The organism is Pseudomonas sp. 2 (genome assembly GCF_056627435.1).
In genome coordinates this window covers 174,443-199,077 of the sequence record NZ_JBWXNG010000006.1, presented here as the reverse complement: position 1 = coordinate 199,077, position 24,635 = coordinate 174,443, and the positions used below count along the sequence as shown (strand labels likewise).

The window sequence follows — 24,635 nt, the reverse complement described above, 5'->3', positions numbered from 1 at the left end:
GCGTCATCGATCAGATGACCACTTTGAATTCGCCTAACAAGGCAGTGATTTGCACCAGCCCCTGGCGGCGCAACATATCCAGATAATCATCCGCGATCATCGCAGGCCTCTTTAGGCAGCGGCGTTGCTGCGCCGCCGCCTCGATCAGGGCGGCGCGGTCCAGATCCCAGAGGTCGACGAGAAAATCATCGGGATGAATCGCTTCGACTTCGTAGGTGTTGAGGATGTGCTTTGGAAAATCCTTGCCATTGGCGGTGACGATGACCGAGGCGCCGCCATGGATGGCAGCGGCCAACACGTGACGATCATTCGCGTCGGGTAACTCCAGCCCAGCGATCAGAGCCTGATAATGGGTCACCAACGCATCGGGAATTGCTGTGTCCATCAACTCGGCCACTCTGTCGAGCTTTTCCGGCGCAAGGTCCGGACGCCGCTTCAACAGATTGCGCTTCCACTCATCATGGATGTCCTGGCTCCAGCGAGCCCGGTAAATGCCTGTCAGCGCCACGCGTAGCAACAAATCGCGCATGGGCGCCGGGTACAGCACGTTCGCGTCCAGTACAGCCGTGAAGGATGTATGCCTCATTCATGCTCCATACCCAACTCCTGAGATAACCCGGATAACTGCTCCATCGCGTCGTGACTGGTTGCGTCCTGCCGTTTCTTGTACGCCATCAGGTCAGCGAACCTGACCCGACGATGCCGGTTGATCTTGGTGTGCGGTATCACGCCTTCATCCAGCAACCGGACCAGATAAGGTCGCGAGACATTGAGCAGATCCGCCGCCTCCTGCGAGGTGAGTTCGGCGTGAATCGGCACGATCCTGACCGCATTGCCCAGTGCCAGCTCGCTGAGGATTTCATCGAGCAACCGAAGCGCCAGCGTGGGCAATTGCACCGTGTGAATCCGGTCCTGCTGGTCGACGATGTCGACCCGTTGAGTTTCCTGTTTTGTCGATAGAAAGCCCGCCAGCTGGCGTCGGGTCTGTGCGGCGGCTTCTATGACGTGTTTATCCGGGAGCGATGTGTGATCGCGATCTGGCAAAGTCATGACGGCTCCAAAATCGTAGGTATGGGATCAGGTTTCAATGGCTGATTTGTATCCTGGAAAGATGGGGTAGCTCGCGAGGAAAATGCCCACATCACGCGGGGAATGTGGCTGTCGGAGAGATCGTCAAAACGACGCGGGTGTTGGGCTTTTCTTCGTCTTTGGTGTGCATGCAGGGAACGTTATTCGAAACAAACGAAACGCACAAGAATAAAACGAAATATTCGAAACGAGAATTGCTGACGGGTGTTGTACGATTTTTCCCTGAAACAATCAGCCGCCCTGCAAGCGAAGGGCGGCGCTGCTTCGGTACGGAGCTTGACTCAAGGCGCCCAGCGGCTGAACACCAGATCATGGTCCTTGACCCGAGCCTGGTGGCAGCCCAGGCAGGTCTGGTGTTGTTTTTCGTCCACCGGCACGCCGTTGACGAAGCGGCCGAAGCCCCAGCCGCCGGAGTCCTTGTACTTGACCGAATCCTTGACCATGAACTGCACGGTGGTGGCCGCGCCGGGGACGCCCGCCGGTTCGAACTCGGTGGACTGGGCGTGCTTCCACGCCAGCTTGGTCAGGATGGTGCCGTCCGGAAACGGCAGCGTGCCTTCCTTGTAGGCCTTGACCGCGATGTCGTTGCCCAGCACGGCGCGGATTTCGTTGAGCGGGGCGCCTTCGGTGGCGGGGGCGATCAACTGCCACTGGCGGTAGCCGTCGGGGATGGTCACGCCATAGATCGGCGAGGCCTTGGCGGCGCTGTCATCGGCATGGGCGACCACGGCGGTCGCACCGGCGGCGGTGATGAGGGTGGCGCAGACGCTGGCGAATATCCCGGTTCTGATCCGTGGCATGGGCGGTCTCCTGTGTGTTGTGGCGGGCTGTGAGACCTGCACGATAGGAGCACCATGTGTCGTCGATGTATCGACGCCAGGCCGATTTGCAACGCAGTGTAGGATTGCCCCGTTTCAACACACTGCAATACAAACCCCATCAACGGCGTGAGACGAACTCCCTCGGCGACTCACTCATCACCCGCTTGAACATCGCGCTGAATGCACTCTGGCTGGCGTAGCCCAGATCCCGGGCGATCTTGCCCACGGCCTGGCCCTGCTCCAGCCGGTCAATGGCCGTGGCCAGGCGCACCTGCTGCAGCCAATGACGAAAGGTCAGCCCGGTTTCCTTGATGAACAGCCGTATCAATGTGCGCGTACTGGCGCCGATCCGGTCGGCCCAGAGCTCCACCGAATGCGCGTGCTCTGGATGGTCCAGTATCGCGCTGCACACGCTGATCAGCCGGCGATCCTGCGGCCAGGGAATCTGCAGCGGCAGGCTTTGCGCGGCGGCGATCTCGTGCAGGATCAGCGCGACAATGTGCGAGTTGCGCCCCTCTTGCGGGTATTCGATGGGCTGCTCGGCCAGCGCCAGGATCAACTCGCGCAACATGACCGAGACCTCGACGATCTTGCAGCTGTCGCCGAACGGCGCGGCGATATCCGGCTCGATGTACACCGAACGCAGCCGCACGGGGCTGAGCATCAACTGGTCATGGACGATCCCCGGCGGAATCCACAGCGCCCGCCGTGGCGGCAGAAACCACAGCCCCTGCTCGGTGACCGCGCGCATCGTGCCGCTGGCCGCATAGAGAATCTGGCCGTGACGATGGACGTGGGGCGCGTTGTATTCGCCGGTCTGCTGATCGCGCACCAGCACGGTCATCGGCCGGGCGACGTCGCGGTAATCCTGATAATCCTCGCTGCGCCCGGTGGACGGCGGGTCGGCAGCGACAATGCGCACAGTGGGTTTCATCGATAAAGGCTCGGCGGCGGACTGCGACTATGTCGCTCGTCGGTAGGTGCTCCGTCAAGGGAATTTGTCACTTTCTCGACAATATCTGGCATTTGCCATTTTCTTGCAGTGATTAGCATGGGCCTCATCGACCAACGTCTTGAGGGTTTGCCCATGTCAGATTCGCGCCGCTCTCCCATTCAGTTGCACACGACCCGGACGCACACCGTCGCGGCCGTGATCGGCCTGCTGGTGCTGTCCATCGCGCTGCGCCCGGCCATCGTCTCCATCGGACCAATCCTGTTGCTGATCCAGCAGCACTTCGACCTGAGCTTCACCCAGGCCGCCCTGCTCACCTCGATCCCCGACATCTGCATGGGCGTGTTCGCGCTCATGGCGCCCAACCTCACGCGCCGCTTCGGCACCGACCGCTGCGTGGTCGCGGCACTGGCCTTGCTGGGCGTGGCCACCGTGTTGCGCGCGGTCTCGCAAGGGCCGGCATTCCTGCTGGCGAGCACCTTTCTGGTGAGCGTCGGCATCGCCATTGCCGGGGCCTTGATTGGCGGCTGGATCAAGGCGCACTTCCCGCATCGGGCGGCGTTGTTCATGGGCATCTACGCCGCAGGCCTGAGCCTTGGCGCGACCCTGGCGGCCGTCTTCACCGCACCGATTTCGCAACTGGCGCAAGACTGGCGCGTAGGCGCCGGCATCTGGGCGCTGTTGTGCGTGAGCGCCATCGTGAGCTGGCTGTGGATGGCGCGGCGCTTTGCCTCGGCGGCCACTCAGCCCAAGCCTGCCGCACAGCGCGCACGCCTGCCGTGGGGCAATCCGCGGGCGTGGCTGGTGGCGTTCAATTTTGGCGCCGGGCAGTTCGTGGTGTACGCGCTGTTCGCCTGGCTGGCCCCGGCTTCGTCCGAGTCAGGCGTGACTTCATTGCCGTCCGGGGTGTTGCTGGGGATGTTCACGGCGGTGTTCGCGGTGGCCAGCGTGGGCGCGGGGTTGGTCCCGGGTCAGGCCCATGACCGGCGTGCAATGCTGGGGTTTTCGACGCTGCTGGCCGCGCTGGGCATCGCCGGGATGGCCTTCGCACCAGGCTGGGCACCTGTGTTGTATGTGGTGTTGGCGGCGATCGGTCTGGGGATGGGTTTTACCGTGGCCATGACCCTGCCGCTGGATAACGCGGCGACGACCGACCAGGCTGGTGCGTGGACGGTGTTCATGTTGTTTGTCGGCTACCTGATCGCGGCGCTGGGGCCGGTGTGTTTCGGGTGGCTGCGGGATTTCACCGGGGGGTATGGGCTGGCGTACGAGATGCTGTTCGCGGTGCTGGTGGTGATGTTGGGGGTGACGCCGTTGCTCGGGTCTTCGCGGGGGCGTGAGCTGCGGGGTTCGGTTGCTTGATTGGGTCAGGGTCAAGATCAAGGTCAAAAGCGCTCTTCCTAACGTCAGATCTGTTTCGACTTCGTCGAGTTACTTGAAAGGATCAAGTAACCAAGTCCTTCTGCTCCTAGTTTGGCCCGACTTCGTCGGGTCCCTTCATTCCGGTCTCGTTCCGTGGGCTGGGCGCGCTGGCCCATCCACGGCGCCGTACATGGAGCGAAACCGGAGTGAGGGTACCTCGACGCAGTCGAGGCCAAACCAGGAGCAAGACCGCTTGGTTACTTGGGGGTCTTTTCCAAGTAACTCCACCAAGTCGAAACAGATCTGACGTTAGGAAGAACGCTTTTGACCTTGACCTTGACCTTGATCCCCCAATCCCCCCACAAGGTACATGATAAACACCAGCCAATCCCTCAAGTGCCCGCCCCCTCAGCCGATACCCCGACAGCAAAGGCAGTTGATCACGTGGCCAAGGCCCACTGGATGAGCGCCCGACTGCCGTCGACGAGGTAGCCATCCATGACGCCCCCCACGCTCAGACTCAAGGCCCGCAGCGCGCTTTATGCCGCCGTGCTCGCGTGCCTGAGCGTTGGTGCCGCCCGGGCTGAACCGATCCGGGTGGTCACCGAGGAACTGGCGCCCTACAACATGACCCGTGACGGCCAGCTGACCGGCATGAGCACTGAAGTCGTGCAAGCCGTGCTCAAGGAAGTCAACGCCCAGGCCACGTTCCAGTCCATGCCCTGGGCCCGCGCCTACGACCTGGCGCTGCACGACCCCAACGTGCTGATCTATTCGATTACCCGCACCCCGGAACGCGAACACCTGTTCAAATGGGTCGGCACCATCGCCGCCTCGCGCTGGTACATCTATTCCGCGGCGAGCCACCCCATCCGCCTCATGGACCTGGAGGACGCCCGCGACTGGCAGACCGCGACCGTCAACGAAGACGTCGGCGAGCAGTACCTGGTCGGCAAACGCTTTGTCGTCGGCCAGCAGCTGCAACCGAGCAACCGCTACGAACTCAACTACCAGAAGCTGCGCACCGGCCACGTCGACCTGTGGATCTCCGACGAGCTGAACGCCATCTGGCTGGCACGTCAGGCTGGCGACGACCCCGAGCGAACCTTGGTGCAATCCTTGCGTGTGCCTGAACTCGAAGAGTCCGGAGGGTTCAACATGGCTTTCAGCGCCGCGACGCCTGATGCTACCGTGGCGCTGTTTCAGAAAGGGCTGAAGACCATCCGTGAAAACGGAACCTTCGATGCCATTGCGCGGAAATGGAATTGAGCATGCTCGCAGAGTCCGAATCGAACCTCGCCCGCGACACCGCCTCGACGCGCACAGGCTCCCTGGCCCGCAGGCTGGTGGTGGCGACGCTGGCTTTCTGCTTGCTTTTCACCGCCGCGACGGTCGCGGTGCGCACCTGGTTCGCCTGGAACAACAACCTGGCGACCATGAACGCCGAATTGAGCCTGATCGACCAGGTCTTCCAGGGCACGCTGTCTAAAGCGGTCTGGGAGATGGATAACGACGCGCTGCAGGCGCAGATCGACAGCGTTGCGCTGGCCGCCCCGGTGGGCAAGGTCGAGCTGAAAATCCTGCGGCCCGGGCGCGCCGCCGAAGTGCTGCAACGCCAGCATGACGGCCATGCCGGCTCGGTCCTCGCCCCGGCCCTGCATCGCCAACTCACCGTCAGCCCCTACCCCGGCGCCAACGAAGTGGTAGGCGAGCTGACTATCGAAGGCGACGAGAGCCTTTTGTGGAAGCGCCTGTGGAAAGAGGTCTGGATCATCATGCTGACCCAGATCATCCAGTCGCTGGCGCTGGCCGGGCTGATCATGGGCATGTTCAATCGCTCGGTGACCCTGCACGTCAAACGCATCGCCCGCCATCTGGAACAACTGACGCCGCAGAACCTCAAGCATCACCTGACGCTGGGGCGCAACGTCAAGGCCAGTGACGAGCTGAACATGCTCGAAGCCGGGGTCAACGACTTGCAGGACAAGCTGGCCAATCACCTGGAACGTCAGGCCCGCGACGAAATCGCCCTGGCCGCCAGCCGCGACCATCTGGCCGAAGTGGTCGAGCAGCGCACCGCGCAATTGCAGGCGGCGAACATTCGCCTGGAAGCCCTGACCCGCTTCGACCCGCTGACGGGCCTGGCCAATCGTCGGCACTTCGACGAGCTCAAGGAACAGGAATTCAACCGCGCCCTGCGCCACAAGCAGCCGTTTTCGGTGCTGATGTGCGACATCGATTTCTTCAAGCTCTACAACGACACCTACGGCCACGCCCTGGGCGATCAATGCCTGCGCGACGTGGCCCTGATCATGAGCGCGTTGTTTTCCCGTTCCGGTGAACTGGTGGCACGCCTGGGCGGCGAAGAATTCGCGGTGCTATTGCCGGGGCAGACCGCCGAACAGGCCCGGGCCTCGGCCGAGCGCCTGCGCGAACAGCTGGCCAGCCAGAAACTGCCCCACCGTGCATCGAAGGTTTCACCCTATGTCACCCTCAGCATCGGCGTCGCCGAGCTCGATGTGGCGAACATGGACCGTTTCGACCAGTTGTTGCAAAGCGCCGACAAGGCCTTGTACCGGGCCAAGAGCCAGGGCCGCAATCGCTGCGTGATCTGATCAGGGAGAGTATCCGCAATGAGCACCACCACCCATTCGATCAGGCAGCGCTCGCTGGCCTTTTCTGCCGCTGTGCTGATGCTGGCGTGCCTGAACGCCCGGGCCGACACCCTGCAGGTGGTCACCGAAGATTCCTCCTACAGCTCGTTCGAGAACGGCAAGGTGGTGGGCGTGGCCAGCGAAATCGTCGAAAAGACCCTGGCCCGCGCCGGTATCACCGATTACCACATGACCCTCTACCCCTGGGCGCGCGCCTATGACATGGCGCGGCTGGAGCCCAACGTGCTGATCTACCCGATCATCCGCAGCCAGGAGCGCGACCCGCTGTTCAAGTGGGTGGGCGAGCTGGATCAGGTCACGCCCATGTTCTACAAGCTGCGCGAGCGCCGCGATGTGGTGGTCAAGAGCCTGCAGGACGCCAAGAACTACAGCGTCGGCGTGGTGCGCGACGACTCGCGCCAGGAGTACCTGGAGGGCAAGGGTTTCAACAAGATGGTGATTTCGTCCAACAACCTGGACAACCTGCGCAAGCTACTCAGCGGCCAGGTTCTCTTGGTGCCGATGCCCGAACGCGAGGCGCGGGAGCAGTGCGAGGATCTGCACATCGCCTACGAAGACCTGGAAGCCGTCTATACCCTCGACGAGCTGTCCAAGGGCCTGTACGTGGCGCTCAGCCTCAAGACCCCGGACGAAACGGTCAAACGCATCACCACCGCCTTCGCCCAGTTGAAGGATGACGGCACCGTGGCCAAGGTGCTGGCGCAATAACAGCCCCCACCTGAAATGCAAACGGCCCTGCCACAAGGCAGAGCCGTTCTCGAAGACTTGCCGGATGACTGCCTGCGATCAGTTGCCCGCCACCTGAGCCACTTCACCAGAAGTCACCAGCGCCTTGAGCGACAGGTCGAACTGTTTCAGGGCGTTGATCTGCAGTTCGCGCTGTTGATCGATCTGCGCGGCGATTTCAGGGGCAGCCTTGTCATGCACCCAGATCGAACTCAGTTCTTTCTCGCCCAGGCCCTCGGCCTTGCCGATGTATTGCAGGTTGGCGTCGTAGAACTTGGCGATGTAACGGGCTTCGAACTTGCTGTTGCGCTGGGTCACCAGCTGGCTGTAAGTGTCGAGCATCACCACCACATCGGGACGCGCCTTCATCAGTGCATCAAGATCGTCATAGACGGTGACCGAGGCAAACTCCTTGGACAGCGAAGCCTTGAGCCAGTCGATGGCCAATTTCGGATCGGAACTGTTGATGAAGGCATTGCTGATACGCGAATCCAGCTTGCCGTTCTGAATGCCCTTGAGCGCGACAGCGTGGTAGCGCTCCAGGTATTCAAGGGTGCCGACGGTGTTTTCGCTGTAGAGCACGCCCACCGACTGCGACTTTTTCAGGCCCAGGGCGCTGTCGGCCACCGGCAGGAAATGGCACGACTGCTCGCCTGCGGCATAGCTTGGGGCGACGTCTGCGGCGTAGGAAGGGGCAGTGGCGGCAAGGCCACCGGTCAATACGGCGAGAAGAGCCAGCAGGGTTGAAATTCTCATCGCGTACATCCTTCTTAAAGCCAGTTCGGTATGGCTCTATCCTGCGCCTTTACTGGAAAAAAAGAACTCCCGTTTCTTGATGTTCACTATCGATTTCACGAATGGTAGGCGCAGGGAGAAAGTCTTTTACGCATTCGCGAATAAAACAACTTTCCTATAGGCATGATTGGACTAACTACACCGCTAAAGTGCCTGAATACCATGCGTATGAAGGCACCACCCTCCCCGTAGCAGCACGGCTTGCCGGCGGGAGCGATCTTGAGGACGACCCGCGGGCAAGCCCGGCTGCTACGGTCAATACGCACGATTGGGCTCAACACGCGGCAAAATGGAAAATCGTCTGGCGAACGTTGTGCAGCGCACCGGTCAGCGTAACCGGGTCCAGTGACCCCAACGCCAGGCGCAACGCATGGGGCACCGGGCTGCCAACGGCGAAGGGTTCGGCGGTCGACACCGCAATATTCTGCGCCAGCAAGGCCACGGCCACCTGATCGGCGCGCGCCTCTTCGGGCAGCGGCAGCCAGACGAAATACGACGCCGGATGGCCGATCACCTCAAGCCCGGCCAAGGCCTTTCTCGCCAGCCGCTGGCGGCTCATGGCGTCCCGACGTTTCTCGGCTTCAAGGCGCGCAACGGTGCCATCTTCCAGCCAGCCGCAGACCAGCGCCGTCATCACCCCGGGCGTGTTCCAGGTCGTGGCCCTGATCGTGCGCTCGATGGCCGGTACCTGTTCAACCGGAGCGACCACGAAGCCGACACGCAGGCCGGTGGCGACGTTCTTGGAAAATCCTGAAACGTAGACCGTCCGCTCCGGCGCCAGGGTCTGCAACGGAACCGGCGGGTTGTCGGCGAGAAACGCGTAGGCCGCGTCCTCGATCAGCAGCAGATCATGTTCCCGAGCCATGTCCGCCAGACGCCGGCGCCAGGGCAGGTCCAGCACCCAGCCCATGGGATTGTGCAGCGTCGGCATGGCGTAGACCGCCTTGATCCGGCGCTTGTTGCAGAGCTTTTCAAGGGCATCGAGATCGGGGCCGTTCTCGTTCAGCGGGATTGGCACCAGTTCCAGCCGATGGGCCTGGGCGATCACCTTGAAGCCCGAATAGGTGAGCGCATCCACCGCCACCACATCCCCCGGTTTGAGCAGGCCCATGACCGTCGCCGCCAGGCCGTGCTGGGCGCCGCTGACGATCAGCACCTGCTCGGCGCTCACCGCCAAGCCACGGTCGATCAGATGCCGGGCGATACAGGCTCGTTCATGCAAACGCCCGGCGTGGGGCTGATAGCGCAGCAGCGCGTCCAGATCTCCCGACAGCGCCAGTTGCCGCAACCCGGTACGCAGCATTTCCGCCTGCCCCGGCAGCGCCGGATAGTTGAAATTCAAATCCAGCACCCCGGCGACGCTGGCCTTTTGATCGACGCCATGGCTCAACGGCAGTGCAATCTCCCGCACGAAGGTGCCGCGCCCGGTCTCGCCGCTGATCAGGCCCATGGTCTCCAGCTCGGCGTAGACCCGGGACGCCGTCACCAGCGCCAGCCCGTGCTGCTCGGCCAACTGCCGGTGAGTCGGCAAACGGGTGCCTGGCGGCAGCGTACCGGAGGTGATGTCACTGGCGAAGGTATCGACCAGGATCTTGTAGCGGGCGCGGGGCATGGGCGCTGTATCCATGACAATTTTTTGATTGTCATGATTTTGCGCCTTAGCATTCCCGGCAAGCAACCATCGAATACGAGGCAGGCCCCATGGAACAGGTATCCAAGCTGGACAACCGCAGCACAGCCAGCGCTTCGAGCGGCTGGCTCAACGGTCTGATCGGCGTGATCATTTTCAGCGGTTCCCTGCCCGCCACGCGGATTGCCGTACAGGAAATCGCGCCAGTGTTCCTCACCGTGGCCCGCGCCTCGATCGCCGGGGCGGTGGCGCTGTGCATGCTGTGGCTGCTCAAACAAGCGCGCCCACAGAAGAACCAGATAGTGCCCTTGCTGATCGTCGCCCTCGGCGTGGTGCTGGGCTTTCCGCTGCTCACCGCCCTGGCCTTGCAGTACGTCACTTCGGCGCATTCGATTGTGTTCGTCGGCCTGTTGCCGCTGGCCACTGCCGCGTTCGCCGTGTTGCGCGGAGGTGAACGGCCGCGTCCGGTGTTCTGGTTGTTTTCGCTGTTGGGCAGCGCACTGGTGGTCGGCTACGCCTTGGCGCAGGGGCTCACTGCATCGCCCAAAGGCGATCTGCTGATGTTGCTGGCGATGCTGGTCTGTGGGCTGGGCTATGCCGAAGGCGCGAAGCTGTCGAAAACCCTCGGCGGCTGGCAGGTGATCAGTTGGGCGCTGGTATTGTCGTTGCCGGTGATGCTGGCCCTGACCTGGTGGACCGCGCCCGCCTCGTTCGCCCACATCAGCCTGCCGGCCTGGGCGAGCCTGGGTTACGTGTCGCTGTTCAGCATGCTGATCGGCTTTGTGTTCTGGTATCGCGGGCTGGCGCAGGGCGGGATTGCCGCCGTCGGCCAGTTGCAATTGCTGCAGCCGTTCTTCGGCCTGGCGCTGGCGGCGACGCTGCTGCACGAACAGGTCAGCCTGGGGATGCTCGGGGTGACGATGGCGGTGATTCTGTGCGTGGCAGGTGCGCGCCGGTTTGCAAAATGAATGTCAGGGCCCGATCGTGATCGGGCCCTGATTCAGGTCTCGGCTCGCGGTTTAACTGACCAGGCCCGGCGCAGGCCCCAACTCGGCGCGCAGCTTGCTCAGGGCGGCATACGCCTTGTCTCGATACGCCAGCAGTTCGCTGCGTTTTGCCGGGTCGATCTCAAGGAAGCCATGCCCGGACTTGAGTCCCAAATTGCCGCCGTCCACCAGCGCCTGCAACGCACCCGGCGCCGCCAGACGCTCGCCGTAAGTCCCGGCCAGGGTCTTGTAGGACGAGGCGTAGACATCCAGCCCCGCCATGTCGCCGATGGCGAACGGGCCAAACAGCGCCAGACGAAAACCGAAGGCATTGCTGACCACCAGATCGACCTGCTCAGGCGTCGCCAGCCCCTCTTCCACCACCATCACGGCTTCTTTATAGAGGGCGAACTGCAGGCGGTTGGCGACGAAGCCCGGCGTATCGGCGACCCGCGCAGGCACCTTGCCCACCGCGCGGATCAGCGCTTCGAGCGTGTCCACATGGGCTGGCAGGGTGTGCTCGCTGGCGATCAGTTCGACGCTGGGAATGAACGGCGCCGGGTTCATCCAGTGCACCCCGAGAAAACGCTCGGGGTGGCTGACGAACTTCGCCAGCTCGCCAATGGGAATCGCCGAGGTGTTGGTGCCAATGATCGTGTCGACCGCACAGGCCGCCGACACGCGGCCCAGCACTTCACGCTTGATGTCCAGCGACTCGGGCACCGCTTCGGTGACGTAATCCACGCCTTCCACCGCCTGCTCGATGGTCGCCGCCGCGCTGAGATTGGCGCTCAGACGCGAATGGGCGTCTTCGGGAAACAGCCCCGCTTCGGCAAACGCCTGGCCCTGCTTGAGCAGACGCTCAAGGTTGGCCTTCGCCACATCGCCGGACACATCCCCCAGCACCACCTGCGCGCCACCCAGCGCCAGTACCTGTGCAATGCCGCCGCCCATGTAACCCGAACCGACAACCGCGACTTTCTTGATGGTCATACCCTACTCCCGACAGATAAATGAAAGGCTCGCCGATCAGAGGTGCTGATCGCTGCGATCCTTGAGACTCGACAGGGCCAGCGCGGCGATCACTCCGCCCGCCGCCAGATAGGCCGCCACGGCGTAACCGCTGCCGAAGCTGACCAGCAGAAACGAAGCGATCAGCGGCGCCGGGCCGCCCGCCACCAGCGACGACATCTGGTAGCCGACACCGGCCCCGGTGTAGCGCACGTGGACCGGGAACTGCTCGGAGATCAGCGACGCCTGGGCACCGTACTGAATGGCGTGGGGCACCAGCGACAGGGTGATGGCGATGAAAATCAGCGTCTCGTTGCCCGAGTTCAACACCCAGAAATACGGGAACGCCATGAGGATCAGCACCGCGCAACCGAAGTAATACATGCGCCGGCGCCCTACCCGGTCGGCCAGGTTGGAGAAGATCGGCAGCAGGATCAGGTCCAGCACCGCCGCCGCCAGGGTGCCGAGCAGCACGAAGGTTCGCGAGACGTGGGCGTTCTGCGTGGCGTAATCGAGGATGAACGCGGTGAAGATGTAGAACGGCATCTGCTCGGACATGCGCAGGAACGCCACTTTGACGATCTCGCGCCAGTGATGGCGGACCACGAACTTGAGCGGGCTCTTCTCGATCTGTTGGGTCTGCTTCTTGGCTGCGAACGACGGCGTCTCTTCAATCGACAGCCGCACCAGCAAGCCCACAACCACCAGGAAACCGGACAGCAGGAACGGAATGCGCCAGCCCCAGTCCATGAAATGCTCGCCGGTGAAATAGCTTGAACCCATGACCGCCGAGGTCGACAGAATCAGGCCGATGGAAGTGCCCAGTTGCGGCCAGGCACCGGCCGCGCCGCGTTTCTTCTGGTCGCCCCACTCCAGCGACATCAACGCCGCCCCGCCCCACTCGCCGCCCACGCCAAAGCCTTGAATCAGGCGCAGCAGAATCAGAATCGCCGGCGCCCACAGGCCGATGCTTTCATAAGTGGGTAAAAAACCGATCAGAAACGTCGCAAGCCCCGTCATCACCAGCGTCACGATCAATGTGGTCTTGCGCCCGACCCGATCACCGAAATGGCCGAACACCGCCGCACCGATCGGGCGAATGGCGAAGGCGATGGCGAAGGAGGCGAACGACAGCATCAGCGAGACGAGCCGGTCGTGCGTGGGAAAAAATAACAACGGAAACACCAGCGCGGCGGTCGCGCCGTAGATGTAATACTCGTACCACTCGATGGTGGTGCCGATCAGGCTGCCTACCGAGGCACGCCGCCGCTGTTTGAGTTGATGCGCGGTCGGCGCTGCGACCTGCTCTGAGATGGGTTGTGCGCCAGAATCAACGCCGGGCCTGACTGAACCGCCGCCCGCCATGGTGCCGTCGAGTGTAGACATGAAGCTGCCTCCGTTATTTTTATTGGGAAAGGCAAAGCGGGCGAAACGTCCTGGGCAAGGCCGTCGGGCTTGCGCTCTGTCCTGAGCAACGCGATTGTCGATCATGTGACGGAGCCACAATATTTGTTAATTATTCACACTGTCAAGCTGAATGCGTTAACCTTTCACACCAAGGTGTATTTTTTTCACAGCTGATTTCACAAGCAGGATGTTCAATGACCCAGCACGCACAACCCCCTGTCACCCTCTACCTGATCCGCCACGGCGAGACCGACTGGAACGCCCGGCGCCTGTTACAGGGCCGCCGCGACATTCCGTTGAACAGCGTGGGCCAGGGCCAGGCCGTGACATCCGGCACCTGCCTGAAATGGCTGCTGCCGCACGCAAGCTCGGTGGATTTCATTGCCAGCCCTTTGAGTCGCACGCGCCAGACCATGGAAATCGTGCGCCAGCAGCTGGGCGTGGACGCGACGGACTACCGCACCGATGAACGACTGGTCGAGATTCACTTCGGCGAGTGGGAGGGGCTGGACTGGCAACAGATCGCCGAACGCCAGCCGGAAGACTTCAAGGCCCGTCAGGCCGACCCGCTGAATTTCATGCCCACAGGCGGCGAGAACTACCCCCATGTGTTCGAGCGGGTGGGCAGCCTCTTGGGTTCATTGCAACGCGACACGGTGATCGTCGCCCATGCCGGCGTGCTGCGCAGTTGCCTGGCGCTGCTGACCGACGTACCGGACCGCGAAGTGCCGCTGCTGGAGATCCCTCAGGATCAGGTGCTGATGATCCGCGAGGGCCGGTTTGTCTGGCTGCGCGCCAGCCAGGCGGCGGATGGCAGAGGCTGAGTGGATTTCAGGCCAGGATCAGCTCGATCCCCGACCGCCGAATGCCCGCCGCCGAATCCGGGGTCAGGGCGTCGTCGGAAATGATCGGGTCGAAGCGATCCAGGCCCGCGACCTTGTACATGCCAAAGGTGCCGTACTTGGAACTGGTGGCCATCAGCACCACCTGAGAAGCCCCGGCGATGGCGGCCTTCTTGACCTCGACCTTGGCTTCAGAGGGCGTGGTGATGCCGCGCTGCAGGTCCCAGGAGCTGCTGGAAATGAAGGCGATGTCGGTGGCCAAATTGCGCAGGGTGTCGGCGGCCAGGGTGCCGATGCCGGTGATGTTGTCGTGGTCCAGCTCGCCGCCAGTGTGGATCACCTTGATGTTGCGCGCCTCGGCCAGCGCCATGACGATGCTGAAATCGTTGGTAACCACGGTCAAACCGCCCAGCTCGATGATGTGCGGCACCAGGCACAGCGTCGTGGTGCCCGCGTCCAGGTACACCACCATGCCGGGCTTGAGGTATTGCGCAGCCACCACCGCCATGCGCCGCTTCTGCTCGGCTTCGAGGATGACCCGGTTGTGATGGCTGGGCTCGGGGCTCATCTGGCTGGCCAGGCGCACGCCGCCGGGCACCGGAAACACCAGCCCTTCCTGTTCCAGCACGGCGATGTCGCGGCGCACGGTCATGTGCGAGCAATTGAAGATTTCCGTGAGCTGCACGACGCTCAGGGTCTGCTCGCGGCGGAGCCTGCGAACGATCATCTCGCGACGTTGCGATGGCAGCATCGGTGCACCTTCCGGTGCCGGGAGCGGATCTTCGTTCATGGTGGCTCGTTGCGTGGAAAACAGGGCGGGTAGATTAACGCAGAATGAGGATGTGCCGTAGGGCGTTGGGGGCAGAGCAAGATCAAGATCAAAAGCGTTCTTCCTAACGTCAGACCTGTTTCGACTTCGTCGAGTTACTTTGTTTCGGCAAAGTAACCAAACCATTGCTCCTGGTTTGGGTCCTCCTTCGTCGGACTTCCTTCATTCCGGCCTCGCTCCGTGGGTACGGCGCGAATGGGCCATCCATGGCCCCGCGCCTCGCGCGGCATCCTGCCGCTTGGCCCACTGCGCGAGACCTCCATTCAGCCTGCACCCAAGTCGCGATTTGTGGTGTCTGGGCTATTGCGCACGAAGATCAAAATCAAAAGCCAGATCAAGAGCGTGAGGGCAATGCTCTTCGTAGCAGCACGGCTTGCCGGCGGGGCGGTCTGTGGGTCACCAATCCAGCTTGATTCGGCTCTCGAACACCCGCTCCTGCCCCGTCACCGGATCGATAAACCGCAGCCCCTGCGCCAGCAGCTTCAGCGGTTTGGCGTAATCGTCCACGGCGTCCTTGATGACCTCGGGGTAAAACGGGTCGTTGCAGATCGCGGCGCCCAACGCTGCCATGTGCACGCGCAGTTGATGCTTTTTGCCGGTGACCGGGTACAGCCCGTAGCGCCACAGCTCGCCATTGCGCTCGCAGACCTCGATGCGGGTTTCGGTGTTGCTCGGGCCCTCGCCTTCCTGCATGCGGAAAAACGGCTCGCCGTCGACCAGCCGACTTTTGTGCACCCGGGGAAATTCCAGCTCGGGCAAGGCGCGGGCGATGGCTTCGTAGCGTTTGTCGATCTGCCGTGTAGGAAACAGCGCCTGGTAAGCCGAGCGACTTTCCTTGTTCGCCGAGAACAGCACCAGCCCTGCGGTGTGGCGGTCGATGCGGTGCAGCGGTACCAGGTTCGGATTGCCAAGCGTGCGGATCAGGCGCCGCAGCAGGGTCTGCTCGACGTATTCGCCCGCAGGCGTCACCGGCAGGAAATGCGGTTTGTCGGCGACCACCAGATGCTCGTCTGCATACAAGATGCTTTCCTGCACCGGGATCGGCGTCTCGTTAGGCACTTCGCGGAAGTAGTGAATGCGCAGCCCTTCGCGATAGGGCAGGTCCACGGCGATGGGCCGCCCTTCCCCGTCCAGCACCCGCCCCCGATGGATGCGATCCAGCCACTGCTCGCGGCCGATGGCGCTGAAGCGCTCGCACAGGCAGTCGAGCACCGTCAGCCACGGGCCGGGCGGCAGATAAAGGGTGCTGGCCTGGGTGTCGGCGGGGGTGAAAACGGACTGCGACATGAACGACTCTGGATCGGGAAAGGCAGGGATTATCCCTCAGCCAAGGTGCATGTGCGAGCGTGCGACAAACGCGACGGCGCGCGACGATATGTCGCAGCCAGATTGACTACCAGTTGTCTGACGACTACATGAGTCCGATAGCCAGCTAACTAGATTTGTTCTAAAATGTTTCCAAATCGGCAAGCAGGCGCGAACCCGAACGCTCATCCACTCATCGATGAGCAAAACCGAAAACGCCTGCCAGATCTGACCTCATAAAAAGAAAGCCCGTCCTCGACGGGCTTTTTTCGTTTTCAGCTTTTGCAAAACGCGCGTCAGGCGCGACTGCCGCAACGAATTGTTCATTTCAAACTTGAGGTAACACCATGCTCGGCCAACTGTTTCAATGGATCAAACGCCTGTCCACCGGCACCCCTGTCGAAAACGAAGAAAACTACTCGCAATCCTTTTCTGACGACGAAGACGTGGGCCGCTGGACCTTCATGTCCGTCGCCATCATCTTCACCCTGAGCCTGTACGTTGTGGCGGGTCTGGGCTACTTCGCCAAGGTCCACGTCTGGGACGGCATGACCGAAGCGCAGAAAGAAGCCGTTGCCAAGGCGATGGTCGTGGACACTCAGTATCTCTAACTCAGTATCTCCAAGCGCAGGCGATAGAATATCTCTACGCCTTCAATTGCGCAGAAACAGCACCACCTGATCGGTGTCGAACGGCCAGTCCAGTTCGGCACCGGTGTCGGTGCGCCGCAGCACCGGAATCCGCAAACCGTAGGCGGCATTCATCGCCTCGTTCTCGGCGATGTCGATCAGCTCCACCAACAGCCCCCGCTCCACCAATTCCATCAACTCGGCCTCAGCGACTTCGCACAGATGGCAGCCCAGGGTTCCGAACAGTTGGCATTCTGGCAGCATGAGACGGTCCTCCGGTCACGGGCGGCAAGAGACAGAGCGCCAGTTTAGGCCCGCCCCGAAATACCGTCGAGCCTGAAGCGACGCCGGGAAAATTCATTGGACCGATCCAGTATCGGCTTCTCGAAGCAGCGATAGCCCACCCAGCCATAGCACAACACCGCCGCCATCATTAGCACTGTGAACAGCAGGTTGTCGGCCAGCGAATCCGGCCAATCGCCCAGCGCTTGCCACAGCCGCCCGATCACACCCAGCACCAGCAGATGCGACAGGTAGATCGTGTAGGACATGTCACCCACCGCAACCAGAAACGTCGGCATACGCAGGTATCGGCGTCGCTCCAGCAGCGCCAGCGCGAAAATCAGCGTGCCAAAAACCGCGCCCACCGCAAACATCCGCAGCAACCCATGATCATCGAACAGCCGGTAATAGCCGATCAGGCCAATGCCCGGCAGCAGTGCAATCAGCAATGCCGCCACCACTGCCGACGTGGGAATGCGCGCGCTGTGCCGACTGTAAAAAAGCATCGCCAGCGCCACGCCAGCGATGAACTCCAGCGCATAGGGGTGCAGCATGATGCGCAATGCCGGGTTGAAGTCCTGCCAGTCTTCAAGGGTGTTGAACGCCAGCAGAATCAGCGCCCATCCCGCCAGAAACACCGGTAGCCAGCGCTCGCGAAAACACATAAGCCCCGTGAACACCAGGTAGAACCACAGCTCGAACAGCAGCGACCAGGCCACCATCACCAGCAGCACCTGATCGTTGGGCAGCAGCAAGAACGACATCAGCAGATTGGACGAACCGTGGGTGGAATTGACCATGCCCGGCTGCACCAACAGCACCGCCAGGGTCAGGAAGTAGTACAGCCAGTACGTGGGATAAATCCGCGACACGCGGTTGAAGAGAAACCGCTGGGACTCGGCGCGCTGATGAAAGCGCCCGCGGCTGACAATCACCATCACGAAACCGCTGATGACGAAGAACAGATCGACCCCCAGCTGGAAAAAATCCAGCAGCGGCGGCAACAGGCTGTCACCGCCGGAATACTTGTGCTCCACGGCGGTCATGTGGAACAGCACCACCCCCAGCACTGCCACGCCCCGGGCGCCCTGAAGGGAATAGATACGCTCCATCGTCCACTCCTACAGCGAGCCGCGACCTGCGACGGTGGCGGAAAATCAGGAATGTCGAGGGGCAATGCCGCTGCTGGCCATGCCCACCCGCTCGCGAGTAAGCATAGCCAAGCTCGGGCCTCAGTCGTGGCTGACCGCGCCGATCTTGTGGATCGACAGGTCGGCGCCGTAGTACTCCTGCTCCTGATTCAGGCGCAGGCCCAGGCAGCACTTGACCAGCCCGTACACGGCAAAGCCGCCGGCCAGCGCGATGACGATGCCCAACGCGGTGCCGATCAGCTGGCTGACCAGGCTGACACCGCCGATACCGCCCAGCGCCGACTGCCCGAAAATGCCGCAGGCGATGCCGCCCCAGACGCCGCACACGCCGTGCAGCGGCCACACACCCAGCACGTCGTCGATCTTCCAGCGCACCTGAGCCGCAGTGAAGCACCAGACGAACAAGGCGCCGGCGATCACGCCGGTAAGCAACGCGCCCACCGGGTGCATTAGGTCGGAGCCGGCGCACACCGCCACCAACCCGGCCAGCGGGCCGTTGTGCAGGAAGCCGGGGTCGTTGCGGCCGACGATCAGCGCCGCCACGGTGCCGCCGACCATCGCCATCAGCGAGTTGACCGCCACCAGGCCGCTGACGCCGTCCAGGGTCTGCGCGCTCATGACGTTGAAGCCGAACCAGCCGACGATGAGGATCCACGAGCCCAGCGCCAGAAACGGAATGCTCGACGGCGGATACGCCACCAGCTTGCCGTCGCGATAGCGGCCATTGCGCGCACCGAGCAAGGTCACCGCCGCCAGCGCCAGCCAGCCGCCCATGGCGTGCACCACCACGGACCCGGCGAAATCATGGAAGCTGGCGCCGAAGGTCTTGAGCAGCCAGGCCTGCAGGCCGAAGTTGCCGTTCCACACCATGCCCTCGAAAAACGGGTAGACGAAGGCGACGATCAGCACCGTGGCGCACAGCTGTGGCGCAAACTTGGCGCGCTCGGCGATGCCGCCGGAGATGATCGCCGGGATGGCCGCCGCGAAGGTCAGCAGAAAGAAGAACTTCACCAGCCCGTAGCCGTGATCGGTGGCCAGCACCGATGCAGGCTGCAGAAAGGTCACGCCGTAGGAAATCCAGTAGCCAATAAAGAAGTAGGCCAGGGTCGAGACGGCGAAGTCGCTGAGGATCTTCGACAAGGCGTTGACCTGGTTCTTCTGCCGGACCGTGCCGACTTCCAGAAAGGCAAAACCGGCGTGCATGGCCAGAACCATGACCGCGCCGATCAGAATGAACAGGGTATTGGAGCTGTGGATCAGGGTTTCCACAGCGCTTTGCACGTTTTCCATCGAGAGGCAGGCCTGCAATTAATGAAAAGCACCAAAGCAGCACAACCTTTCTGTCCGCTCTACGAAAAAGCACCAAATAGGCGCACATCGAAGAGCCTGCGACCCGCTTTGGCGCACACAGACGGGCAGAAATGTTGGACGCCGGGGCGTTTTTCCAGGTTTTATGATTGGGCATCACTGTTTCGGCGGTTGGGCCGATACCCGCGCTCTGCATTGGAGCGCGCCGCCTCCCTGGCGCACCATCGCAAAGCAAAACCTGTACCAGTCGACAGCTGAGTATCGGCCACCGATTGGAATGAACCTTCGGTTATGCGCCATACTCGAAACCCCATATTGCCACCCCAACGGAGAACACCATGGCTCGCCCGACCGCAGAGAAAGCCCAGGACATATTGATGGCAGACTTCCAGACGCTGGTTGCCGATACGGAGAAGCTGCTGGAGCACACGGCGTCTCTGGCCGGCGAGCAGGCTGACGAGCTGCGTGACCAGATCAACGACAGCCTGTTGCGCGCCCGTGAAACCCTGGCGCTGGCAGAGCAGACCCTGCGCGAACGGGGCAAGGACGCACTGGCGGCCACTGAAGATTACGTGCAGACCAATCCATGGCAGTCAGTGGGGATCGCCGCCGGCGTGGGCTTCCTGCTGGGCCTGCTGGCCACCCGGCGCTGATCGGCATGACGGCTGAAACGGGTCCGACCGGGACCGACCACACCTCCTCGCCGCGCCGCCTGGGTGCGGCTTTTCTGGGTCTCTTGCACAGCCACGTCGAGTTGTTCGGCATAGAGTTGCAGGAACAGAAAGCCCGCACCGTCAGCCTGCTGCTGTTCGCAGGCCTGGCGCTGGTGTTCGCCCTGCTGCTGCTGATCGGCCTGTCGGCGCTGCTGCTGATTCTGGTCTGGGACAGTTATCGCCTGACCGGCATCATCGGCCTGTGCGTCTTCTATACGCTGGCAGCGCTGTTCTGCGCCCTGCGGCTGAAGGCGGCGATCTTCGACGAGTCCTCACCCTTCCATTCCACCCTGGAAGAACTGGCCAATGACCGCGAGCGCCTGATGCCATGAGCGACCTCAAACTGCCGCAGACCCACAACCGCCGCGAGCTGCGCAAGGCGCTGATCCGCCTGCGCATGGAAATGCACCGCCAGGAGATCCGTCACGAATCCGCGCAGCTGATGCGCCCCCTGCATCGCATGCGCGGCATGGCCAACGACCTGCCCGGTTCGCTGGGCATCAAGCACGCACCGCTGTGGGGGATCGGCATCGTTTCCCTGCTCGGCTTCCTGACCGGCAAGGGAGCGCGTAGCCGGCGCACCGGCAGCGTCACCCAGCTGGTCAAGCTCGGCGCGAGCCTGATGCCGTTGATCAAACTGATCCTGCAAGGCTCCTCTCGTCGCCCCTGAGATGGCCCTTTGGCTGCATTCTTGCAACAGACCCTGACTTACCCCCCGGCTCGACAGTTGTGTCGAGCCGAGGTGTGTTCGAGTGTCGACAATAAAGCCAATAACCCATTTAAGGAGGCCATGTGATCGATGGGCAACCGCTAGCCTGTTTTCAGCCGTTCATCGATACCGCGACGGGCCGCATTGCGGGGGTAGAAGCACTGGGCCGTCTGCGTCAGGACGATGGCCGCCTGCAATCCGTGGGGCCGCTGTTCGCCGACCCGCGCAGGCCTGCCGCCGAGCTGCGCCGCCTTGACCGGCTGATTCGCGACGACGCCATGCGGCGCCTGCACGAAGCCCCTGCCGACTGGTTTCTGAGCCTGAACATTTCTCCGCGCTGGATCAGCCGCCTGCGCCCCGACCAGCCGCTGCCCAGCCTCAAACAGCTGCAGCGTCATGGCATCGCCGCGCAGCGGATCGTCTTTGAAATCACTGAGCTTGGCGGCGACAGCCAGCGCCTGAGCGACGTGGTGGCGCGCTATCGTCAGGCCGGCGCGCGGATCGCCATTGACGACTTTGGCGCAGGCTACTCGCAACTGGATCGGGTGCTGGCCCTGCAGCCAGACATTCTCAAGCTCGACATGCGCCTGTTTCAGGCCGCCGCCCGCGGCGGGCCGAGCAGTGATGTGGTCAAGGCCCTGGCGCAGATGGCGGAAAAGACCGGCTGCTGGATCATCGCCGAAGGCGTGGAAACCGAGGCTGAGCTGCATTTTGCCCTCGAGTGCGGTTCCCGCTACGTGCAGGGCTTTCTCTTCGCCCAGGCCGAAGAGGACTTCTTCAGCGCCGACGCCTTCGTCGAGCGTTTCGCCCAGTTGCGTGATCGCTACGTGCAACAGAAAGTGGTCGAACGCGAACGCCTGATGACCCTGCGCCGGCAACTGGGCCAGCTCATGCAGCGTCTGCAGGGCTGGGCCGAGGGCGATGCACCACTGGCCGATCTGCCGGATGTAAAAGACTTCCCCTGGCTGCTGCGCTTCTATCAATGCGATCGCCACGGCACTCAGCTCACGCCCAATCTGGAATGGCGCAACGGCGCCTGGCTGGCCGACGCCCGCTATCTGGGCCACAACTGGTCCTGGCGCCCGTACTTCTATCACTTGCTCGCCGAGGGCTGGCATGAGCGCCGCCTGACCCTGTCCAACACCTACCGCGACGCCACCAGCAACCAGTACTGCCTGACCGCCGGGCAGTTTTTCGACAATGGTCAGAGGCTGCTGCTGATCGATATCGACGCGGCGGGTTTCTGATTTACCCAAGGTCGCAATCGGGCACTTGCAGGCCGCCTGACGAACCGTGAAGCTAGGGCCGGTGATCACTCGATGGAGTACCGGCCTTGGATTGGCAAACCCTGCTCACCCGCGAGCGCCTCGGCAAGACCCTGCACAGCCCTGAAGAACTGGGGCGCAGCCCGTTCCACAAGGACCACGACCGGATCATCTTCTCCGGCGCCTTCCGCCGCCTGGGGCGCAAGACCCAAGTGCACCCCGTCACCAGCAACGACCACATTCATACCCGCCTGACCCACTCGCTGGAAGTCAGCTGCGTGGGCCGCTCGCTGGGCATGCGCGTGGGCGAAACCCTGCGCAGCGCCCTGCCCGACTGGTGCGAGCCGAGCGATCTGGGCATGGTCGTGCAGTCGGCGTGTCTGGCCCACGACATCGGCAACCCGCCCTTCGGCCACTCGGGCGAAGATGCCATCCGCAACTGGTTCAAACAGGCCGCCGGGCGCGGCTGGCTGGACGCGATGAGCGAAGCCGAACGCAATGACTTTCTCAATTTCGAAGGCAACGCCCAGGGCTTTCGCGTGCTGACGCAGCTCGAGTACCACCAGTTCGAGGGCGGCACACGGCTGACCTACGCCACCCTGGGGACCTACCTGAAATACCCGTGGACGGCGCGCCACGCCGACTCGCTGGGCTACAAGAAACACAAGTTCGGCTGCTACCAGAGCGAACTGCCGATCCTTGAGCAGATCGCCGGCAAGCTGGGCCTGCCGCAACTGGAAGACCAGCGCTGGGCGCGGCACCCGCTGGTGTACCTGATGGAGGCCGCCGATGACATCTGCTACGCGCTGATCGACCTGGAAGACGGCCTGGAAATGGAGCTGCTCACCTATCCCGAGGTCGAGTCGCTGCTGCTGGGGCTGGTGGGTGACGATTTGCCGGAAACCTATCGCCAGCTGGGGCCGGGCGATTCACGCCGGCGCAAGCTGGCGATCCTGCGCGGCAAGGCCATCGAGCACCTGACCAACGCCGCCGCCCGCGCCTTCGTCGAGCAGCAGGACGCCTTGCTGGCAGGTACGCTGCAGGGTGATCTGGTCGAGCACATGCACGGTCCGGCCAAGCGTTGCGTGCTCAACGCCAAGGACATGGCGCGCAAGAAAATCTTCCAGGACAAACGCAAGACCCTGCACGAGATCGGCGCCTACACCACCCTGGAAATCCTCCTCAATGCCTTCTGTGGCGCGGCGCTGGAGCAGTTCGACGGACACACGCCGTCGTTCAAGAGCCGGCGCATCCTTGATCTCTTGGGCAACAATGCGCCGGACCCTCACTGGCCGCTCCACACCTCGTTCCTGCGGGTGATCGACTTCATTGCCGGCATGACCGACAGCTATGCCAGCGAGATGGCGCGGGAAATGACCGGACGCTCCAGCCCGATCTGATGGCCGCGTCCGGTTTGATTGGCAGGAGCCCGAAGTCCTGTATGACTTCGGGCTTTTCTTTTCATGATTTAAGGAAAAGAAAACTCGAACTTCGGAAACGTCCTACACGCAGATAGGAATCGTCTTATCGCCGCTTCATGAACCCTGCCGAATAATCCCGCCGTCCAAGCACCCCGGACCCGACGCTCGCCTGCCCTGAAGCCGCACCCGCGCCTTGCCACAGCCGCTGACAGCGCGCCCCGATCAGCCACCCATGACCCTTTCCGGACGAACCGATGCTCAAGAATGACCTGCGAATCCTTCTGGTAGAGGACCACCCCTTTCAGCTGATTGCGCTGCAGATCCTGCTCAACAACCACGGGCTGTATCGGGTGACGCCAGCGCTCAATGCCATCGAGGCGCTCGAAGCCCTGGAGCGCAGTGCCGAACCTTACGACCTGATGTTGTGCGATCAGCGCCTGCCCGGCATGCCCGGCACCGATCTGATCGAGATCGCCAGCCAACGAGGCCTGATCCGCAACGCCGTGCTGCTCAGCGGCCTTTCGCCGTCGCAACTGGCTGATCTGCAGACCAGCGCCCTGGGCAGAGGGCTCCCATTACTCGGTTGCCTGGTCAAGCCATTGAACACCCTGGAGCTTTTGCAACTAATCTCTGTCGACGCAAGTGACTTGTGACGCCCCTACGGCATCGAACTTGACACTCGCCATTCAGGCAACACCTTGCACCTGAGTTCTGGTACGGGGCAACT

The 24,635-nt window shown here is 62.5% G+C and carries 26 protein-coding genes; 13 read left to right on the top strand and 13 right to left on the bottom strand.

Features of this window, described 5'->3' with window-relative positions; translation table 11 throughout:
* Window positions 1-10 precede the first annotated feature (10 nt).
* The 4 genes from AC1MEK_RS12430 to AC1MEK_RS12415 form a co-directional block, all read right to left on the bottom strand.
* Window positions 11-586 carry a VapC50 family PIN domain-containing toxin gene (locus AC1MEK_RS12430; protein WP_480396582.1) on the bottom strand — a complete coding sequence of 192 codons (576 nt, stop codon included), beginning with the start codon at window positions 584-586 and terminating at the stop codon, window positions 11-13.
* Window positions 583-1,050 carry a helix-turn-helix domain-containing protein gene (locus AC1MEK_RS12425; RefSeq protein WP_480396581.1) on the bottom strand — a complete coding sequence of 156 codons (468 nt, stop codon included), beginning with the start codon at window positions 1,048-1,050 and terminating at the stop codon, window positions 583-585. Before AC1MEK_RS12425 ends, AC1MEK_RS12430 begins: the two co-directional genes overlap by 4 nt.
* Before the next feature lie 320 nt (window positions 1,051-1,370).
* Window positions 1,371-1,889 carry a cytochrome P460 family protein gene (locus tag AC1MEK_RS12420; RefSeq protein ID WP_480396580.1) on the bottom strand — a complete coding sequence of 173 codons (519 nt, stop codon included), beginning with the start codon at window positions 1,887-1,889 and terminating at the stop codon, window positions 1,371-1,373.
* A gap of 139 nt (window positions 1,890-2,028) precedes the next feature.
* On the bottom strand, window positions 2,029-2,844 hold the full coding sequence (locus AC1MEK_RS12415; protein ID WP_480396579.1) for an AraC family transcriptional regulator: 816 nt from the start codon (window positions 2,842-2,844) through the stop codon (window positions 2,029-2,031).
* A gap of 153 nt (window positions 2,845-2,997) precedes the next feature.
* On the opposite strand from AC1MEK_RS12415, the gene AC1MEK_RS12410 reads away from it, so the two are divergent.
* The 4 genes from AC1MEK_RS12410 (at window position 2,998) to AC1MEK_RS12395 (ending at window position 7,607) form a co-directional block, all read left to right on the top strand.
* Window positions 2,998-4,224 (top strand): MFS transporter, encoded by a 1,227-nt coding sequence (locus AC1MEK_RS12410; RefSeq protein ID WP_480396578.1) that lies wholly within the window; start codon window positions 2,998-3,000, stop codon window positions 4,222-4,224.
* Between the two features lie 498 nt (window positions 4,225-4,722).
* Window positions 4,723-5,493, top strand: coding sequence for a substrate-binding periplasmic protein (locus AC1MEK_RS12405; protein WP_480396577.1), 771 nt, complete (start codon window positions 4,723-4,725; stop codon window positions 5,491-5,493).
* 2 nt (window positions 5,494-5,495) lie between these two features.
* Complete coding sequence (locus tag AC1MEK_RS12400; protein WP_480396576.1) at window positions 5,496-6,839, top strand: GGDEF domain-containing protein; 1,344 nt, start codon at window positions 5,496-5,498, stop codon at window positions 6,837-6,839.
* An 18-nt stretch (window positions 6,840-6,857) separates the two neighbouring features.
* Entirely contained in the window at window positions 6,858-7,607 is a 750-nt protein-coding gene (locus AC1MEK_RS12395; RefSeq protein WP_480396575.1) for a substrate-binding periplasmic protein, read from the top strand.
* Between the two features lie 78 nt (window positions 7,608-7,685).
* Here the strand turns inward: AC1MEK_RS12395 and AC1MEK_RS12390 are convergent, their stop codons facing one another.
* Together AC1MEK_RS12390 and AC1MEK_RS12385 are read right to left on the bottom strand one after the other, a co-directional pair.
* Window positions 7,686-8,381, bottom strand: coding sequence for an ATPase (locus AC1MEK_RS12390; protein ID WP_480396574.1), 696 nt, complete (start codon window positions 8,379-8,381; stop codon window positions 7,686-7,688).
* Window positions 8,382-8,694: 313 nt separating this feature from the next.
* Window positions 8,695-10,032: an aminotransferase-like domain-containing protein gene (locus tag AC1MEK_RS12385; RefSeq protein WP_480396573.1), complete on the bottom strand. Its 1,338-nt coding sequence runs from the start codon at window positions 10,030-10,032 to the stop codon at window positions 8,695-8,697.
* An 89-nt stretch (window positions 10,033-10,121) separates the two neighbouring features.
* On the opposite strand from AC1MEK_RS12385, the gene AC1MEK_RS12380 reads away from it, so the two are divergent.
* Window positions 10,122-11,018: a DMT family transporter gene (locus tag AC1MEK_RS12380; RefSeq protein ID WP_480396572.1), complete on the top strand. Its 897-nt coding sequence runs from the start codon at window positions 10,122-10,124 to the stop codon at window positions 11,016-11,018.
* A gap of 51 nt (window positions 11,019-11,069) precedes the next feature.
* Here AC1MEK_RS12380 and AC1MEK_RS12375 read toward each other — a convergent pair whose 3' ends face one another.
* Window positions 11,070-12,029, bottom strand: coding sequence for a 3-hydroxyacyl-CoA dehydrogenase family protein (locus tag AC1MEK_RS12375; RefSeq protein WP_480396571.1), 960 nt, complete (start codon window positions 12,027-12,029; stop codon window positions 11,070-11,072).
* Between the two features lie 36 nt (window positions 12,030-12,065).
* A complete protein-coding gene (locus AC1MEK_RS12370; RefSeq protein ID WP_480396570.1) occupies window positions 12,066-13,433 on the bottom strand; it encodes an MFS transporter in 1,368 nt (455 codons plus the stop codon).
* 215 nt (window positions 13,434-13,648) lie between these two features.
* Here AC1MEK_RS12370 and AC1MEK_RS12365 point away from each other — a divergent pair, with 215 nt between their 5' ends.
* Entirely contained in the window at window positions 13,649-14,278 is a 630-nt protein-coding gene (locus tag AC1MEK_RS12365; protein WP_480396569.1) for a histidine phosphatase family protein, read from the top strand.
* A 7-nt stretch (window positions 14,279-14,285) separates the two neighbouring features.
* On the opposite strand, the gene AC1MEK_RS12360 is transcribed toward AC1MEK_RS12365, so the two are convergent.
* Together AC1MEK_RS12360 and AC1MEK_RS12355 are read right to left on the bottom strand one after the other, a co-directional pair.
* The gene (locus tag AC1MEK_RS12360; protein WP_480396568.1) at window positions 14,286-15,086 is read right to left on the bottom strand and encodes a DeoR/GlpR family DNA-binding transcription regulator; all 801 of its coding nucleotides are present in this window, start codon (window positions 15,084-15,086) and stop codon (window positions 14,286-14,288) included.
* A gap of 435 nt (window positions 15,087-15,521) precedes the next feature.
* Window positions 15,522-16,412, bottom strand: coding sequence for an RluA family pseudouridine synthase (locus AC1MEK_RS12355; RefSeq protein WP_480396567.1), 891 nt, complete (start codon window positions 16,410-16,412; stop codon window positions 15,522-15,524).
* A gap of 365 nt (window positions 16,413-16,777) precedes the next feature.
* On the opposite strand from AC1MEK_RS12355, the gene AC1MEK_RS12350 reads away from it, so the two are divergent.
* Window positions 16,778-17,041, top strand: a complete 264-nt coding sequence (locus AC1MEK_RS12350; protein ID WP_480396566.1) for a hypothetical protein — start codon at window positions 16,778-16,780, stop codon at window positions 17,039-17,041.
* 42 nt (window positions 17,042-17,083) lie between these two features.
* Here AC1MEK_RS12350 and AC1MEK_RS12345 read toward each other — a convergent pair whose 3' ends face one another.
* The 3 genes from AC1MEK_RS12345 to AC1MEK_RS12335 form a co-directional block, all read right to left on the bottom strand.
* On the bottom strand, window positions 17,084-17,323 hold the full coding sequence (locus AC1MEK_RS12345) for a glutaredoxin family protein (protein ID WP_480396565.1): 240 nt from the start codon (window positions 17,321-17,323) through the stop codon (window positions 17,084-17,086).
* 44 nt (window positions 17,324-17,367) lie between these two features.
* Entirely contained in the window at window positions 17,368-18,453 is a 1,086-nt protein-coding gene (locus AC1MEK_RS12340) for an acyltransferase family protein (RefSeq protein WP_480396564.1), read from the bottom strand.
* Window positions 18,454-18,573: 120 nt separating this feature from the next.
* The gene (locus AC1MEK_RS12335; protein ID WP_480396563.1) at window positions 18,574-19,782 is read right to left on the bottom strand and encodes an ammonium transporter; all 1,209 of its coding nucleotides are present in this window, start codon (window positions 19,780-19,782) and stop codon (window positions 18,574-18,576) included.
* A 356-nt stretch (window positions 19,783-20,138) separates the two neighbouring features.
* On the opposite strand from AC1MEK_RS12335, the gene AC1MEK_RS12330 reads away from it, so the two are divergent.
* The 6 genes from AC1MEK_RS12330 (at window position 20,139) to AC1MEK_RS12305 (ending at window position 24,561) form a co-directional block, all read left to right on the top strand.
* Entirely contained in the window at window positions 20,139-20,453 is a 315-nt protein-coding gene (locus tag AC1MEK_RS12330; RefSeq protein WP_480396562.1) for an ElaB/YgaM/YqjD family protein, read from the top strand.
* A 5-nt stretch (window positions 20,454-20,458) separates the two neighbouring features.
* Complete coding sequence (locus tag AC1MEK_RS12325; RefSeq protein ID WP_480396561.1) at window positions 20,459-20,845, top strand: phage holin family protein; 387 nt, start codon at window positions 20,459-20,461, stop codon at window positions 20,843-20,845.
* The gene (locus AC1MEK_RS12320) at window positions 20,842-21,183 is read left to right on the top strand and encodes a hypothetical protein (protein WP_480396560.1); all 342 of its coding nucleotides are present in this window, start codon (window positions 20,842-20,844) and stop codon (window positions 21,181-21,183) included. Before AC1MEK_RS12325 ends, AC1MEK_RS12320 begins: the two co-directional genes overlap by 4 nt.
* Before the next feature lie 122 nt (window positions 21,184-21,305).
* A complete protein-coding gene (locus tag AC1MEK_RS12315; RefSeq protein ID WP_480396559.1) occupies window positions 21,306-22,469 on the top strand; it encodes an EAL domain-containing protein in 1,164 nt (387 codons plus the stop codon).
* An 86-nt stretch (window positions 22,470-22,555) separates the two neighbouring features.
* Complete coding sequence (locus tag AC1MEK_RS12310) at window positions 22,556-23,887, top strand: deoxyguanosinetriphosphate triphosphohydrolase (RefSeq protein WP_480396558.1); 1,332 nt, start codon at window positions 22,556-22,558, stop codon at window positions 23,885-23,887.
* Between the two features lie 275 nt (window positions 23,888-24,162).
* Entirely contained in the window at window positions 24,163-24,561 is a 399-nt protein-coding gene (locus AC1MEK_RS12305; protein WP_480396557.1) for a response regulator, read from the top strand.
* Window positions 24,562-24,635 lie beyond the last annotated feature (74 nt).

Excerpts from the sequence above, each read along its gene's own strand:
- AC1MEK_RS12430 (WP_480396582.1), bottom strand. The coding sequence starts at position 586 with ATGAGGCATACATCCTTCACGGCTGTACTGGACGCGAACGTGCTGTAC.
- AC1MEK_RS12425 (WP_480396581.1), bottom strand. The coding sequence starts at position 1,050 with ATGACTTTGCCAGATCGCGATCACACATCGCTCCCGGATAAACACGTC.
- AC1MEK_RS12420 (WP_480396580.1), bottom strand. The coding sequence starts at position 1,889 with ATGCCACGGATCAGAACCGGGATATTCGCCAGCGTCTGCGCCACCCTC.
- AC1MEK_RS12415 (WP_480396579.1), bottom strand. The coding sequence starts at position 2,844 with ATGAAACCCACTGTGCGCATTGTCGCTGCCGACCCGCCGTCCACCGGG.
- AC1MEK_RS12410 (WP_480396578.1), top strand. The coding sequence starts at position 2,998 with ATGTCAGATTCGCGCCGCTCTCCCATTCAGTTGCACACGACCCGGACG.
- AC1MEK_RS12405 (WP_480396577.1), top strand. The coding sequence starts at position 4,723 with ATGACGCCCCCCACGCTCAGACTCAAGGCCCGCAGCGCGCTTTATGCC.
- AC1MEK_RS12400 (WP_480396576.1), top strand. The coding sequence starts at position 5,496 with ATGCTCGCAGAGTCCGAATCGAACCTCGCCCGCGACACCGCCTCGACG.
- AC1MEK_RS12395 (WP_480396575.1), top strand. The coding sequence starts at position 6,858 with ATGAGCACCACCACCCATTCGATCAGGCAGCGCTCGCTGGCCTTTTCT.
- AC1MEK_RS12390 (WP_480396574.1), bottom strand. The coding sequence starts at position 8,381 with ATGAGAATTTCAACCCTGCTGGCTCTTCTCGCCGTATTGACCGGTGGC.
- AC1MEK_RS12385 (WP_480396573.1), bottom strand. The coding sequence starts at position 10,032 with ATGCCCCGCGCCCGCTACAAGATCCTGGTCGATACCTTCGCCAGTGAC.
- AC1MEK_RS12380 (WP_480396572.1), top strand. The coding sequence starts at position 10,122 with ATGGAACAGGTATCCAAGCTGGACAACCGCAGCACAGCCAGCGCTTCG.
- AC1MEK_RS12375 (WP_480396571.1), bottom strand. The coding sequence starts at position 12,029 with ATGACCATCAAGAAAGTCGCGGTTGTCGGTTCGGGTTACATGGGCGGC.
- AC1MEK_RS12370 (WP_480396570.1), bottom strand. The coding sequence starts at position 13,433 with ATGTCTACACTCGACGGCACCATGGCGGGCGGCGGTTCAGTCAGGCCC.
- AC1MEK_RS12365 (WP_480396569.1), top strand. The coding sequence starts at position 13,649 with ATGACCCAGCACGCACAACCCCCTGTCACCCTCTACCTGATCCGCCAC.
- AC1MEK_RS12360 (WP_480396568.1), bottom strand. The coding sequence starts at position 15,086 with ATGAACGAAGATCCGCTCCCGGCACCGGAAGGTGCACCGATGCTGCCA.
- AC1MEK_RS12355 (WP_480396567.1), bottom strand. The coding sequence starts at position 16,412 with ATGTCGCAGTCCGTTTTCACCCCCGCCGACACCCAGGCCAGCACCCTT.
- AC1MEK_RS12350 (WP_480396566.1), top strand. The coding sequence starts at position 16,778 with ATGCTCGGCCAACTGTTTCAATGGATCAAACGCCTGTCCACCGGCACC.
- AC1MEK_RS12345 (WP_480396565.1), bottom strand. The coding sequence starts at position 17,323 with ATGCTGCCAGAATGCCAACTGTTCGGAACCCTGGGCTGCCATCTGTGC.
- AC1MEK_RS12340 (WP_480396564.1), bottom strand. The coding sequence starts at position 18,453 with ATGGAGCGTATCTATTCCCTTCAGGGCGCCCGGGGCGTGGCAGTGCTG.
- AC1MEK_RS12335 (WP_480396563.1), bottom strand. The coding sequence starts at position 19,782 with ATGGAAAACGTGCAAAGCGCTGTGGAAACCCTGATCCACAGCTCCAAT.
- AC1MEK_RS12330 (WP_480396562.1), top strand. The coding sequence starts at position 20,139 with ATGGCTCGCCCGACCGCAGAGAAAGCCCAGGACATATTGATGGCAGAC.
- AC1MEK_RS12325 (WP_480396561.1), top strand. The coding sequence starts at position 20,459 with ATGACGGCTGAAACGGGTCCGACCGGGACCGACCACACCTCCTCGCCG.
- AC1MEK_RS12320 (WP_480396560.1), top strand. The coding sequence starts at position 20,842 with ATGAGCGACCTCAAACTGCCGCAGACCCACAACCGCCGCGAGCTGCGC.
- AC1MEK_RS12305 (WP_480396557.1), top strand. The coding sequence starts at position 24,163 with ATGCTCAAGAATGACCTGCGAATCCTTCTGGTAGAGGACCACCCCTTT.